Here is a 13,740-nt window from a genome sequence, read left to right as displayed (position 1 = left end):
GGCCGGGCATGCTGGCTGCTGATTTTCTATTCCAGTGGCTGTCGATCAGCCGAAGCAAGGAGAACACGATGTCCAACACCCTGTTTATTACCGGCGCGACCTCCGGTTTTGGTGAAGCCTGCGCCCGTCGTTTTGCCGAAGCCGGCTGGAAACTGGTGCTGACCGGCCGTCGTGAAGAGCGCCTCAATGCGCTGTGCGCCGAGTTGTCGAAGCAGACCGAGGTCCATGGCCTGGTGCTCGACGTGCGTGATCGCAAGGCCATGGAGGAGGCAATCGCCAACCTGCCGCCGTCCTTCGCCAAACTGCGCGGGCTGATCAACAACGCCGGGCTGGCCCTGGGTGTTGACCCGGCGCCCAAGTGCGATCTCGACGATTGGGACACCATGGTCGACACCAACATCAAAGGCCTGATGTACAGCACTCGGCTGTTGTTGCCCCGCCTGATCGCTCACGGTCGTGGTGCCGGCATCGTCAACCTTGGTTCCATCGCCGGCAACTACCCGTACCCGGGCAGCCACGTGTATGGCGCGAGCAAGGCGTTCGTTAAACAGTTTTCCCTGAACCTGCGCTGCGACCTGCAAGGTACAGGCGTGCGGGTCAGCAATATCGAGCCGGGCCTGTGCGAAAGCGAGTTCTCACTGGTGCGTTTCGCCGGTGACCAGGAGCGTTACAACGCGACCTACGCCGGTGCCGAGCCGATCCAGCCGCAAGACATCGCCGACACCATTTTCTGGGTGCTCAATGCTCCGGCGCACATCAACATCAACAGCCTGGAGTTGATGCCGGTGAGCCAGACGTGGAGCGGGTTTGCGATTGAGCGTAATGCCAAGGCTTAAGACCGCGTAACGGCCATTCGCGAGCAAGCCCGCTCCCACATTAGTCCTGCGAACACAGGTCCAGTGTGGGAGCGGGCTTGCTCGCGAAGGCGATCGCCCAATCAACGAAGATAGTCGGCTATTCCGCGATAGCAGGTTGCCAAGTGATAAGGCGTGGTCGACGGCATGTCCCGACGGGTCACGTCACCGTTCTCGTCACGGCACTCATACCAGCCCCCCGCATGCAGAAAGCGCAGCTGCAACGCCTGCAATTGGTGCAGCACCGCTGCCTCGCTGTCTGGCCGCAAGGTCAGGGCACGCAGGTATTCAGCCTGCGCCCAGATTCGCTGCGTAGCGTCCCGAGGCGGGCCGTTCGATTCCAGGTCGAGCATGGCCCGCACGGCGCCGGTGTGTTGATCGACGCCCAGTTGTTCGGTGAACGCAAAAGCACGTTCCAGAGAAGCATGCAGTGCCGAACCGCGCAGCAACGAAGATGATTCCAGCAGGAAATACCACTCGAACTGGTGCCCCGGTTCAAACCAGTTATCCACAGCGCCCAGCGGTTTTTCCATCAACACACCGTGTTGCGGGTCGATAAAACGCTTCTGCATCGTTGTGCATAACTCGACGAGCGCGTCTTGCACGGCGACGTCTTTGCGCACCGACAGCGTGGCGAGGAAGGCTTCGGCCAAGTGCATCAGGGGATTTTGCAGCGGCCCGGACTCGAGCGAGGACCAGTCACGGTCGAGGCTGGCTTCGTACAGGCCGTCGCCTGTGGCAAAGCGCTGTGCGACCACTTCCAGTACGGCGTTGAGCACCGATTCCACCAGCGGCTCGCGGACTTTGTCCCAGTAATGGGCGCAGGCGAACAGGATGAAGGCGTGGGTGTAGAGGTCTTTGCGCTGATCCAGGGGCGCGCCCTGCGGGTCGACGCTATAGAACCAGCCGCCATGCTCGGCATCGTGGAAATGCTGCTGCAAGGAACGGAACAGCGCTGCGGCGCGCTCTTCGGCGGCCGGTACCTGGCCGATCAGGCTGGAAAACAGGTAGAGCTGCCGCGCGCAGGCCATGGCCCGGTAGCGTTGGGGCGGCAGCGGTTGATGCCCGGCGTCCAGCGCCTCATAGGGCAGCGCCATGTCGGCATTCCAGCCGGGGCCTTGCCAGAGCGGCACGATCACGTCCTGGAAGTGCTGTTGCACCGAGGCAAACAGAGCGGTCAATTCAGGCGGGGAGGCGGAGCGGGAAACAGGTGGCATTGGCTGGCGTCGTCACGGCAGGGTTGATTGCGCGACATGTTATCAGGCCTGAGAGATGCGGTGTCTGTCAGACCGCTATCGCGAGCAAGCTCGGCTCCCACAGGAGTACGCATTCCAATGTGGGAGCCGAGCTTGCTCGCGATGAGGCCCTCGCAGGCGATAGAAAGTCAGCCTGCCAGCAACCACACACCTGTCGCCGCCGACGCTGCACCCGCCAGTCGAACCAATGGCGCCGCCGCTTGAGGCAACACCCGCACGACGGCGTAACCCAACCCATGCAACGCAGCTGTCGCCGCGACAAAACCGGTGGCATACGCCCAAGGGCTAGACATGTCCGGCAATTCCAAGCCATGCGCCACCCCATGGAACAGCGCAAACAACGCGGTTGCCGCAACCGCCAGGCTCAACGGCGGACGCACGGCCAACGCCACCGCCAGACCCAGCGCCAGCACCGACGCCGCAATCCCGCTCTCCAGCGCTGGCAGGTTCAGCCCTTTAAACCCCAATAACCCGCCGATCAGCATGATGCCGACGAATGTGCACGGCAGCGCCCAGCGTGCAGCGCCTTTCTGCTGCGCTGCCCACAAACCGACCGCAACCATCGCCAATAAGTGATCGAGGCCTCCGATCGGGTGGCTGATGCCGGCGATCAAACCGTTGTCGCCATGCCCCGGGTGGGCGAAGGCGATGGCCGGGGTCAGCAGCAGGGCCATGGCGCCCAGAATGCGTTTAAGTGTCATGGATAAGCTTCCTTGTTGATAAGTTGATCGTGTTCACGCCGCTGTCAGCAGGCCCTGGCGTTCGATAAAGGCGATGATTTCTTCCAGGCCGAGGCCGGTTTTCTGGTTGCTGAAAACGAACGGTTTGCCGTTGCGCATGCGCTTGGTGTCGCTGTCCATCAACTCCAGCGACGCACCCACCAATGGCGCGAGGTCGATTTTGTTGATCACCAGCAGATCCGATTTGCAGATCCCGGGCCCACCCTTGCGCGGCAGCTTGTCGCCGGCCGAGACGTCGATCACGTAGATGGTCAGGTCGGACAGTTCCGGGCTGAAGGTGGCGGACAGGTTGTCGCCACCGGACTCCACAAGAATCAGGTCCAGTCCCGGAAAACGGCGGTTCAGTTGATCCACGGCTTCAAGGTTGATCGAGGCGTCCTCGCGAATCGCCGTGTGCGGGCAGCCGCCGGTTTCCACGCCGATGATTCGCTCCGGCGCCAATGCTTCGTTGCGCACCAGAAAGTCGGCGTCTTCGCGGGTGTAGATGTCGTTGGTGACCACCGCCAGGTTGTAGCGGTCGCGCAGCGCCAGGCACAGGGCCAAAGTCAGAGCGGTTTTGCCGGAACCGACCGGGCCGCCGATGCCGACGCGCAGGGGTTGTGTGTTCATGTGATTCTCCAAATTTAAAGGCCCTAGGAACGGAACAGACGGCTGTACTGGCGCTCATGGGCCATGCACGCCAGGGACAGGCCGAAAGCGGCGCTGCCATAGTGCTCGGGGTTGATTCGGGTGGCGTTCTGTTGGGCTTGTTGCAGCAGCGGCAGCAGTTCGCTGGTCAGGCGTTGCGCGGCTTGCTGGCCCAGTGGCAGGGTTTTCATCAGCACCGCTAATTGGTTTTCCAGCCAACTCCAGAGCCATGCTGCCAGTGCGTCCTGCGGGCTGATATTCCAGGCGCGAGCGGCCAGTGCCCAGCCGAGGGCCAGGTGCGGCTCGGGACGTTGTTCAAGAAAGGCGCGGGCCGGTGCATCAAGCTCAGGCAAACCGTTGAGCAGTTGCTGCAACGAATAACCCATCTGCCGACTTTCCTGATGCAGTTCGCGGGTTTCCCGGCTGGCGCGATGTTCTTCGCAGCGTTGCAGTAATTCACCCCAGTTTTCATCAAAGGCGGCCACACAATGGGCGAGCAGCAACGGCGCTTCGAAGCGCGCCAGGTTCAGCAGCAACTGATCACTGATCCAGCAACGGGCGCTATTGGAGTCGCTGACGCGGCCGTTATCCACCGCCATTTCCAGGCCTTGGGAATAGCTGTAACCGCCAATCGGCAACTGCGGACTGGCCAGGCGCAACAGCGCCCAGGCTGGGTTCATAGCCGTACGCCGAACTGGTGCAGTTTCGGCGGGTAGTTGAAGTCTTCATCGCCGTGGCGCGAATGATGATGGCCGCCGCCATAGGCGCCGTGTTCCGGTTGGAACGGCGCTTCGATGTTTTCGACCTTGGCATCAAGCTGTTCGAGCATGGCCTTGAGCACGTAGTCGTCGAGCAGGCGCAACCAGCCATCACCGACTTGCAGGGCAACGTGGCGGTTGCCGAGGTGATAGGCGGCGCGAGTCAGTTCGAAAGCATTGGCGCAGGTGACGTGTAGCAGTTGCTCGGCCCGGGCGCAGACGCGCACGGTGCGCCCGTCTTCGGCTTGCAGACACTCGCCGTCATGCAGCGGTGGCTGACCGCGCTCCAAAAACAGCCCGACGTCTTCACCCTCGGCACTGAAACAGCGCAAACGGCTTTTGCTTCGGGCTTCGAAGGTCAGGTGCAACTCGGCGGCCCAGACGGGTTGAGGGTCGATTCTGCGATGAATCACCAGCATCGGAAGGCTTCCAGCAATGGACAATGCTTAGGCTAGAGCAAGGGGCTTGCCAATCGGGTGATACGTAGGAAATGCCTGTCGGAGCTCAGCAAATTCTCCAGGATGCTGCGGCGATTTGGATGAATTTGGTGCGGTGCAGAGCTGCTCGCACCAAATTGCGGCGCACAAAAAAAGATCGCAGCCTTCGGCAGCTCCTACAGGGAAATGCGATCCATGTAGGAGCTGCCGAAGGCTGCGATCTTTTAAGAAGTCACTCGGTGCTGCCCAAGCCTTGCCAGTGTTTGAGGCCGATAAAGATAAAGCGCAACTGCTGAGTGATTTTCGCCTGCGGCGTCAGATGCTCGGGCAGCGCCTGCGCAGGCGGATCAATGATATCCGGCAAGGTCGCGAACACGCTTTTAACAATCAGATCGGCCATAACGCTCAGGCCGGCGATGTCCAGGTGTTGCAGTTTCGGCATCAAGGACAAGTCGGCTGCCAGGTCCGAGCTGATGTCTTCGCGCAAGCGGCCAATGGCCTGGCGCACTGGCAGCGAACCGCCGTACTGCTCGCGAGCGAGAAACAGGAACTGCGAGCGATTGGCCGTGACCACGTCGAGAAAGATCCGCACCGAGGCGTCGATGATGCCGCCCATGACGAACTCGTTGTGGCGTACCAGGCGAATAGTTTCGCGGAAGGTCTGACCGACTTCACTCACCAGTACCAGGCCCAGTTCATCCATATCGGTGAAATGCCGGTAGAAACCGGTGGGCACAATCCCGGCGGTTCTGGCGACTTCGCGCAGGCTCAGGCTGCCGAATCCTCGGCCGCATTCCATCAAGTGGCGGGCAGCGTCCATCAGGGCGTTGCGGGTCTGTTGTTTCTGTTCGGCGCGGGGCAGCATCGCTAGGGTGTTTTCTGGATAAGACAGCGGCGCACTCTAGCAAATCGGCTTTGCCGGCGTCGAATGACTATCGGGGAATCAAGCGGGGAAGTGAGGCATCTATAACGTCAAAAGCCCAATCCGGAGATTGGGCTTTTTTTCAGGGCCGCCATGGGCTCAGCTCAAAGCGCTGTTGCGTTCGATGACACGGTCACCACCACCTTCGGCCAGGGTTTGACCTTGTGGGGTGCGGTCGGAGCCATCAGCAGCCAGGGTTTGACCTTGTGGAGTGCGATCGGAACCATCAGCAGCCAGGGTCTGACCTTGTGGAGTGCGATCGGAACCGTCAGCAGCCAGGGTTTGACCTTGTGGAGTGCGGTCGGAACCGTCAGCAGCCAGGGTCTGACCTTGTGGAGTGCGATCGGAACCGTCAGCAGCCAGGGTTTGACCTTGTGGAGTGCGGTCGGAACCGTCAGCAGCCAGGGTTTGACCTTGTGGAGTACGGTCCGAGCCATCCTGGGTGATCAGGCCTTTTTCTTTCAGGCGATCATTGCCACCTTCGGCGACGGTTTGGCTGAACACCGAGTGGGTGGATTTGACTTGTGGGGTCGCCTGGTCAGCAGCTGGCAGGGCGAAAGCCGTGCTGGCCAGCATCGAGAGGGTAAGGCTAAACAGTAATTGGCGTTTCATGATTGGGTGCTCCGTAGGAGGGCGATAAAGTGGGTACGAGGGCAATGCTACTCTCGATAAGTCGATATAAAAGTTCATAAACGCAATGGTAATAATCAACGGAATTGATTGTTCCGTGGAACAGCTCTAAATCGGGCGTTTCCGGCAGACGTTTTTGCGCTGAGATGGGTATTTTCGACTCACTTGCGCCTTGCAAAAGTGCGGGTCCGGTAACGCTGGATTGAGGGGGCATCCTGTCGCCGACCGATTAATTGAGCGTTAAGCGGCATTTCGGTTAAACCTGCGCGCCATTTCCCAGTCGTAGACTCCATGGCAGGCCGGTTCTGGCCTAACGTTTCAAACGTGCGTCGCAGTCAGGGCGCTCAGTCGTATCAGGAGCCCTGTGCAATGACGCGCACTCGTAAAGTTTTTACCTGGACCCTCGCCAGCCTTGTTGTCCTGCTGGTGGTCCTGGTTCTGATCATCGCGTTCTTCGATTGGAACCGGATCAAGCCACCGCTTAACGCCAAAGTTTCCGAAGAGCTGCACCGCCCGTTCGCCATCAACGGCAACCTCGCGGTGGTCTGGCAACGTGAACCCGACGAGAGCGGCTGGCGCGCGTGGGTGCCGTGGCCGCATGTCGTGGCGCAGGACTTGAGCCTGGGCAGCCCGGACTGGTCGAAGAAGCCGCAGATGGTCACCCTCAAACGCGTCGAGTTGCGCATCTCGCCGCTGGCCTTGCTGGCGCAGCGCGTGGTGATCCCGCGTATTGACCTGACCGAACCGAATGCCGACCTCCAGCGCCTGGCCGACGGCCGTGCAAACTGGACCTTCAAGTTCGACCCCAAAGACCCGAACGCCGAGCCTTCAAGCTGGGTGGTGGACATCGGTGCGATCGGCTTCGACAAAGGCCACGTCACCCTCGACGACCAGAGCCTGAAAACTCAGCTCGACTTGATCATCGACCCGCTGGGCAAACCGATTCCATTCAGCGACATCGTCGGTGACAAAGCCGCGAAAACAGCGTCGGAAAAGGGTGCCGCGCCGCAGGATTACGCGTTCGCGCTGAAGGTCAAAGGCCAATACCACGGCCAGAAACTCGCGGGCGAAGGCAAGATCGGCGGTCTGCTGGCGTTGCAGGACGCCGCCAGACCGTTCCCGCTTCAAGCACAAGTGAAAATCGCCGACACCAGTGTCGAACTGGCCGGCACCCTCACTGATCCACTGAACCTCGGCGCCCTGGACTTGCGCCTGAAACTGGCCGGCACCAGCCTGGGCAATCTCTACCCGCTGACCGGCGTGACCCTGCCGGACACACCGCCATACGAGACTGACGGGCACTTGATCGCCAAACTGCATGAAGCGGACGGTGCAGTGTTCCGTTACGAAGAATTCAACGGCAAGATCGGTCAGAGCGACATCCGTGGCAGCCTGGCCTATGTCGCCAGCCAGCCGCGCCCGAAGCTGAGCGGATCGCTGGTTTCCAATCAACTGCTATTTGCCGACCTAGCCCCGCTGATCGGTGCCGATTCCAACGCCAAACAAAAGGCCCGTGGTGGCGAAAGCAAGCAGCCGGCTGACAAGGTCTTGCCGGTCGAAGAGTTCAAAACCGAGCGCTGGCGCGATATGGACGCTGACGTCGAGTTCACTGGCAAGCGCATCGTCCATAGCGAAAAACTGCCGTTCAACGATCTCTATACCCACCTGATACTCACTGACGGTGTGCTGAGCCTTGAGCCCCTGCGTTTCGGCGTGGCCGGCGGCAACCTGGATGCTCAGATTCGCCTCAATGGCCGAACCGAACCGTTGGAAGGCCGGGCCAAACTCACCGCACGCAAGTTCAAACTCAAGCAGTTGTTCCCGACCTTTGAACCGATGAAAACCAGTTTCGGCGAACTAAATGGCGATGCCGATATCACCGGTCGTGGCAACTCGGTGGCCAAACTGCTGGGCACCGCCAATGGCAATCTGAAGATGCTGATTAACGATGGCGCTATCAGCCGCGAGTTGATGGAGCTGGCCGGGCTGAACGTCGGCAACTATGTGGTGGGCAAGATCTTTGGCGACAAGGAAGTGAAGATCAACTGCGCTGCCGCCGACTTCGACATCAAGACCGGACTGGCGACCACGCGCCTGTTCGTCTTCGATACCGAGAACGCGATCATCTACATCGATGGCACGGCGAACATGGCGACTGAGCAACTGGACCTGACCATCACCCCGGAATCCAAGGGCTGGCGCTTGATTTCGCTGCGTTCGCCGCTGTATGTGCGGGGCAAATTCATCAAGCCTGATGCGGGTGTGAAGGCTGTGCCACTGATACTGCGTGGGGCGGGGATGGTGGCGTTGGGTGTGATTGCGGCGCCGGCGGCGGGGTTGCTGGCGCTGGTGGCGCCGAGCGGTGGCGAACCGAATCAGTGCGCTCCGTTGCTGGAGCAGATGAAGGCCGGCAAGGCGCCCGTGACCGTTAAACCCACCAAGTAATCAGGTGCCTATAAGGACGCCATCGTCGGATCGCCGCCCGGAGCAAGCTCGCTCCCACAGGTACAGTGATCTCCTGTGGGAGCGAGCTTGCTCCGGGCGGCGATCCGACGATGGCGGTCTGGCAGGCGCTACAGGTCTTTCAGAGTGTCGGCCATGTCATCCCCTCATAGGAGCTACCGAAGGCTGCGATCTCGGCAATAGCCCTGATAACGCTGCTTCCTCCTTTAACCACGCAAAAAACGCCCGCACCGGCGGATGCCGTTCGCGGCCTGGCACGCACAGTGCAGCGTAACCGGCACCATCGACCTGAACCTCACCCTTGTAAGCCACCAGCAAACCATTGGCCACGCTCTCGGACACCAGAATATTGCTCGCCAGCACCAGCCCTTGCCCGGCAATCGCCGCTTGCAGGGCGTAATGCTCTTCATCGTATTCGCGCACGGTCGGTTGTCCGCTGAGCCAGCGTTCGCCTGACTGCGAGCACCAAGCCTCCCAGCCGTACGCGCAAAATTTCGAATTACACCAACGTACGCTGATCAGCGTCGGCACTTGCCTGGCCGCCAGGGCCACCTGTTCGGGAGAGCCATAGACGCCAAAGGATTCGTCGAACAGACACAGCCCATAAAGGTTCGGATAGTCGTCGAGGGTGTAGCGCACCACCAGATCGACGCTGGCGTCCTGATGCAAATCGATGACGTCGCAATGGGTGTCGAGCCGCAGGCTGATATTCGGATGGCGGGCATAGAAGCGCCCCAATCGCGGCACCAGCCACAGCGCGGCGAAGGCGGCAATGGTAGAGATCGTCAAGCTCGCGCCACTGCGCTGCGGGCGCAGGGTATCGACGCTTTGTGCCACTTCCAGCAAGGCGCCGTGTAGGCTCTGGAACAAGCGTTCGCCGCCGTCAGTGAGGCGCACCTGGCGCGGCAATCGCTCGAACAGCGCGATACCGAGCCAGCTTTCCAGCGAGCGAATCTGATGGGAAATCGCGGTAGGCGTCACCGAGAGTTCTTCGGCGGCGGCCTTGAAGCTCAACAAGCGTGAGGCGGATTCGAATGCGCGCAGGGCGGTCAGCGGCAGCGAGGCAAACATTGGATACTCCATGGATGAAATCAATTCATCCTGAATGACTTTTGCTCATTTGAAGGGAGTGGCTACGCGCTTCAGGCTGCAAGCCACAAAAGGTTGAGTGTAGTCTTTCAGGAGATTCAGATGAGCACAGTTCTTGCGATTCACGCGAGCCCCCGTGGCGAGCGTTCCCATTCCCGGCGCCTGGCCGAGGTTTTTTTGTCGGCCTGGCAGGCCCGTCATCCGCAGTCGCAACTGACCCGCCGTGAAGTCGGTAGGGCGTTGATTCCACCGGTTAACGAGGCATTTGTCGCGGCGGCTTTTTACCCGGAACCCGAAGCCCGGCCACTGTCCATGCAGGCTGATCTGGCGTTCAGCGATGAACTGGTGGACGAATTGCTCGGCCATGATTTGCTGGTGATTTCCACGCCGATGCACAACTTCAGCGTGCCCAGTGGCCTCAAGGCATGGATCGATCAGATCGTGCGGCTTGGGTTGACGTTCAATCACACCCTGGACAATGGCGTGGCGCAGTACGAGCCGTTGGTGCAGGGCAAAAAAGCGCTGATCGTCACCAGTCGCGGCGGATTCGGTTTCGGGCCGGGCGGGGCGCTGGAAACCATGAACCACACTGATCCGTTGTTGCGCACGGCGTTGGGTTTTATTGGCATTACCGACATCACTGTGATCGCCGCAGAGGGCGAAGAGTCCGCCGAGCGGACGTTCCAGATTTCCGCCGCCGAGGCGGAACAGCGTCTGCTGGCGCTGGCGGGGGAGTTCTAAATGTCCTGGTTATTTTTGCTGATCGCCGCAGGCTTTGAAATCACCTTCGCCATGAGCATGAAGTACTCCGAAGGTTTCACCCGACTTTGGCCATCGTTGATCACCATCGTAGCGGCTATCGCCGGGATCTACTTCCTGACCCTGGCCATGCGTGAGTTGCCGGTGAGCATCGCCTACCCGATCTGGACCGCCATCGGTTCGCTGGGCACGGTGTTTCTCGGGTTCGCGCTGCTGGGCGAAAGCCTGACAGCGCTCAAACTGGTCTCCGTCGGGTTGATCGTGGCAGGGGTGGTAGGGCTGAAGTAGGGTGGGGTGTCATAGACTTGTCGTCGAGTTGTCATCTTCGATGCCGATGCTTGGCTGATGGCTTGCATTCAGCCTTGCGTCACCTCACCGATCACAAGGACGTTCGCCCATGTCGCAAGGTTCCGCCACGCGTTACCCGTTGGTGCTGGTCCCGGGAATGCTCGGGTTTATCCGTCTGCTGATCTATCCGTATTGGTACGGGATTATCTCGGCGTTGCGCCGGGGTGGGGCGACGGTGATAGCGGTGCAGGTCTCGCCGATCAACTCCTGCGAAGTGCGCGGCGAGCAACTGCTGGCGCGGATCGAGGAAATTCTGTGCGAAACCGGGGCCGAGAAAGTCAACCTGATCGGCCATAGCCAAGGGGCGCTGACCGCCCGTTATGCCGCCGCCAAACGCCCGGACCGGGTCGCCTCGGTTACCTCGGTCGCAGGACCCAATCACGGTTCAGAATTGGCGGATTACCTGCACAAACACTATCCGGGAGACAGCGCCAAGGGGCGTTTGCTCAGCGTTTTACTGCGCTGGATCAGTGCGCTGATGAGCCTGCTGGAAACCGGTTATCGCGGACCGAAATTGCCGGTGGATATCCATGCCTCCCATCATTCACTGACGACTGAAGGCGTAGCGCTGTTCAACCAGCGTTATCCACAGGGCTTGCCTGATACCTGGGGCGGGCATGGGCCGGAAGAGGTCAATGGCGTGCGGTATTACTCATGGTCCGGGACCTTGCAGCCGGGCAAGACCGATCGCGGGCGAAACCTGTTTGATGGGACCAACCGCAGTTGTCGGTTGTTTGCCAGGACCTTCGTTCGAGAAGTCGGGCATTGCGACGGAATGGTCGGGCGTTACAGCTCGCACCTTGGGACAGTGATCGGCGATGAGTATCCGATGGATCACTTCGACATCGTCAATCAGTCGTTGGGTTTGGTGGGGAAGGGCGCAGAGCCGGTCCGGTTGTTTGTCGAGCATGCTGCGCGGTTGAAGGCCGCGGGTCTATAAGATCAAAAGATCGCAGGCTTCGCCAGCTCCTACGTTGGAATGCGTTCTCCCGTAGGAGCTGCCGAAGGCTGCGATCTTTTTCTATCAGGCGACGCTTATCTTACGGCCCAACACCGTGGTCCAGCGCTCGGAAAGAATCACCCCACCCAGTGTCAACATCCCACCCACCAAGTGATACATCGCCAACTGCTCATGCAGCACCACCGCCGCAATCAGCGCAGTAATCAACGGCAGCAGATTGAAAAACAGCGTGGTCCGGCTCGGCCCCAGGCGGATCACTGCCTGCATCCACGCCAATGGCGCAAGCATCGAGGCCAGCAGGCAGGCGTAAAGCACCAGCGGAATGTTCTGCAGCGTCGGGCCGATCTTCGGTGAGGCGAGGAACAGCGGAAACAGCACCACCACCGCCACCCATACCTGCAAGTACAGCAACACCAGCGGCGGCAAACGCAGCTGCCACTTTTTCAGCAGCGTGCTGTAGATCGCGTAGGCCAGGGTGGCGATCAGCATCATCGCGTCACCCAGGTTCATCCCGTGTTCAAGCAGCGCACCAAGGCTGCCGGATGAGACGACCACCAAAACCCCCGCGAGCGACAGCACCGCACCGGCCAGGGCCCCGATGGTCAGGCGCTGGCCCAGGCTAATGATCGCCATGGCCAGCGACATCAGTGGCATCAGCGACAGGATGATGCCCATGTTGGTGGCCGAGGTCAGGCTCGCGGCGAAGTACGCCAGGCTTTGGTAAACAGCCATGCCGAGCACGCCGAGCACAACGATCTTGCCCAGGTTCGGGCGGATCGCTGGCCAATGGGCGATCACCGGTTTGAGCATGAAGGGTGTGAACAGCAGTCCGGCAAGCAGCCAGCGGTAAAAGCCGATCTCGGCGGGGAAGATCGCCCCGGCCGACATCTTGGTGATCACGGTGTTACCGGCCCAAATGAAAATGGCCAGCAGGGGATAAGCGTATTGCATCAGAGAAAACCAGAACGTTAATGAGGGGTGATTATCGCCTGTCTGGATACAAGCCTATACTTCGATCCAGACAACCTGCCCCTGATGACGGACAGCATGAACAGTAAACACATCGATCTGCTCGACTTCAGCGAACTGCCTGCTCCGGTGTACTTCCGTTATGCCGACTTTGATGCGCATCGTTATGCCTCGGCGCACCGTCATCCATGGGGCACGCTGGAGTATTCGGCCCACGGCGTATTGCACATGGATATCGGTGGCAGCCGCTTCATGTCACCGCCGCAATATGCAGTGTGGGTGCCGCCACAGACCGAGCACAGCTTCTACAGCCATCAGCCGATCAACTATCGCGCGGTCTGCCTGGCTCCGCCGATGTGCCAGGATCTGCCGCAACAGGCCTGCACCCTGGCCATCAGCGACATCCTCAAAGCGATCCTCAAAGACTTCGCCGCACGCGATGTGAAGATTCCCGAGCACGACGCTGACAAACGTCTGGCTCAGGTGTTGGTGGATCAGCTGCAACAGGCGCCCATCCACGAGTGTTATTTGCCCTACGCCAGCAGCCCCGGCTTGCTCGGGATACTCGAAGCCTTGCAGGCCGAGCCCGGTGATAACCGGTCCTTGGCGGAGTGGGCCGCGCAGATCCATGTCAGCGAACGCACCCTGGCGCGGCAGTTCTTGCGTGAGTTGGGCATGAGTTTTGGCGAGTGGCGGCAGCGGTTGCGGTTTCTGGCAGCGATCGAAGCGCTGGACAGCCACCGCAGCATTCAGGAAATCGCCTTCGATATGGGCTACAGCACCGGGTCAGCGTTTATCGCGATGTTTCAACGCCAGGCGGAGTGCACGCCGGAACAGTATCGACGCAGTCACCTTGAGACCAGGAAGGTGTAACAGGTGTTGTCTACACTCCAGAGCGAGGCCGTGCTCCTCGGTGCGGCAACAAGG

General features: G+C 60.4%; 15 protein-coding genes. 6 read left to right on the top strand and 9 right to left on the bottom strand.

The genetic code is table 11. From position 1 onward, the window contains the following. Positions 1-68 precede the first annotated feature (68 nt). Positions 69-836, top strand: a complete 768-nt coding sequence (locus tag ACMXYH_RS03915; protein WP_056746308.1) for an SDR family oxidoreductase — start codon at positions 69-71, stop codon at positions 834-836. Positions 837-937: 101 nt separating this feature from the next. On the opposite strand, the gene ACMXYH_RS03910 is transcribed toward ACMXYH_RS03915, so the two are convergent. The 7 genes from ACMXYH_RS03910 to ACMXYH_RS03880 all read right to left on the bottom strand — a co-directional run bounded on the left by ACMXYH_RS03910 (position 938) and on the right by ACMXYH_RS03880 (position 6,206). Beyond that, positions 938-2,071 carry an AGE family epimerase/isomerase gene (locus ACMXYH_RS03910; RefSeq protein ID WP_415766355.1) on the bottom strand — a complete coding sequence of 378 codons (1,134 nt, stop codon included), beginning with the start codon at positions 2,069-2,071 and terminating at the stop codon, positions 938-940. A 167-nt stretch (positions 2,072-2,238) separates the two neighbouring features. Continuing rightward, positions 2,239-2,811 (bottom strand): HupE/UreJ family protein, encoded by a 573-nt coding sequence (locus tag ACMXYH_RS03905; RefSeq protein ID WP_129438924.1) that lies wholly within the window; start codon positions 2,809-2,811, stop codon positions 2,239-2,241. A 33-nt stretch (positions 2,812-2,844) separates the two neighbouring features. Further along, entirely contained in the window at positions 2,845-3,459 is a 615-nt protein-coding gene (ureG, locus tag ACMXYH_RS03900) for an urease accessory protein UreG (protein WP_008157381.1), read from the bottom strand. A 23-nt stretch (positions 3,460-3,482) separates the two neighbouring features. Continuing rightward, positions 3,483-4,157, bottom strand: a complete 675-nt coding sequence (locus tag ACMXYH_RS03895; RefSeq protein ID WP_415766354.1) for an urease accessory protein UreF — start codon at positions 4,155-4,157, stop codon at positions 3,483-3,485. Then, on the bottom strand, positions 4,154-4,654 hold the full coding sequence (ureE, locus tag ACMXYH_RS03890) for an urease accessory protein UreE (protein ID WP_134419875.1): 501 nt from the start codon (positions 4,652-4,654) through the stop codon (positions 4,154-4,156). The genes ACMXYH_RS03895 and ureE overlap by 4 nt, the downstream gene beginning before the upstream one ends. Before the next feature lie 250 nt (positions 4,655-4,904). Continuing rightward, on the bottom strand, positions 4,905-5,537 hold the full coding sequence (locus tag ACMXYH_RS03885; RefSeq protein WP_129438920.1) for a TetR family transcriptional regulator: 633 nt from the start codon (positions 5,535-5,537) through the stop codon (positions 4,905-4,907). Between the two features lie 156 nt (positions 5,538-5,693). Beyond that, positions 5,694-6,206 carry a hypothetical protein gene (locus ACMXYH_RS03880; protein WP_415766353.1) on the bottom strand — a complete coding sequence of 171 codons (513 nt, stop codon included), beginning with the start codon at positions 6,204-6,206 and terminating at the stop codon, positions 5,694-5,696. Positions 6,207-6,593: 387 nt separating this feature from the next. On the opposite strand from ACMXYH_RS03880, the gene ACMXYH_RS03875 reads away from it, so the two are divergent. After that, the gene (locus tag ACMXYH_RS03875) at positions 6,594-8,669 is read left to right on the top strand and encodes an AsmA family protein (protein ID WP_415766352.1); all 2,076 of its coding nucleotides are present in this window, start codon (positions 6,594-6,596) and stop codon (positions 8,667-8,669) included. A 156-nt stretch (positions 8,670-8,825) separates the two neighbouring features. Here the strand turns inward: ACMXYH_RS03875 and ACMXYH_RS03870 are convergent, their stop codons facing one another. Then, entirely contained in the window at positions 8,826-9,770 is a 945-nt protein-coding gene (locus ACMXYH_RS03870; protein ID WP_415766350.1) for a LysR substrate-binding domain-containing protein, read from the bottom strand. Positions 9,771-9,878: 108 nt separating this feature from the next. Between ACMXYH_RS03870 and ACMXYH_RS03865 the strand changes: the two genes are divergently transcribed. The 3 genes from ACMXYH_RS03865 to ACMXYH_RS03855 all read left to right on the top strand — a co-directional run bounded on the left by ACMXYH_RS03865 (position 9,879) and on the right by ACMXYH_RS03855 (position 11,823). After that, positions 9,879-10,517, top strand: coding sequence for an FMN-dependent NADH-azoreductase (locus ACMXYH_RS03865; protein ID WP_415766349.1), 639 nt, complete (start codon positions 9,879-9,881; stop codon positions 10,515-10,517). Continuing rightward, positions 10,518-10,823 (top strand): DMT family transporter, encoded by a 306-nt coding sequence (locus ACMXYH_RS03860; RefSeq protein ID WP_415766348.1) that lies wholly within the window; start codon positions 10,518-10,520, stop codon positions 10,821-10,823. A gap of 109 nt (positions 10,824-10,932) precedes the next feature. Further along, positions 10,933-11,823, top strand: coding sequence for an alpha/beta fold hydrolase (locus tag ACMXYH_RS03855; protein ID WP_415766347.1), 891 nt, complete (start codon positions 10,933-10,935; stop codon positions 11,821-11,823). Between the two features lie 84 nt (positions 11,824-11,907). Here ACMXYH_RS03855 and ACMXYH_RS03850 read toward each other — a convergent pair whose 3' ends face one another. Then, entirely contained in the window at positions 11,908-12,795 is an 888-nt protein-coding gene (locus tag ACMXYH_RS03850) for a DMT family transporter (RefSeq protein WP_415766346.1), read from the bottom strand. Between the two features lie 96 nt (positions 12,796-12,891). Between ACMXYH_RS03850 and ACMXYH_RS03845 the strand changes: the two genes are divergently transcribed. Next, positions 12,892-13,686 carry an AraC family transcriptional regulator gene (locus ACMXYH_RS03845; RefSeq protein ID WP_415766345.1) on the top strand — a complete coding sequence of 265 codons (795 nt, stop codon included), beginning with the start codon at positions 12,892-12,894 and terminating at the stop codon, positions 13,684-13,686. Positions 13,687-13,740 lie beyond the last annotated feature (54 nt).

Source organism: Pseudomonas frigoris (genome assembly GCF_047758635.1).
Classification (GTDB): domain Bacteria; phylum Pseudomonadota; class Gammaproteobacteria; order Pseudomonadales; family Pseudomonadaceae; genus Aquipseudomonas; species Aquipseudomonas frigoris.
This window is presented reverse-complemented; position numbering and strand designations above follow the sequence as displayed.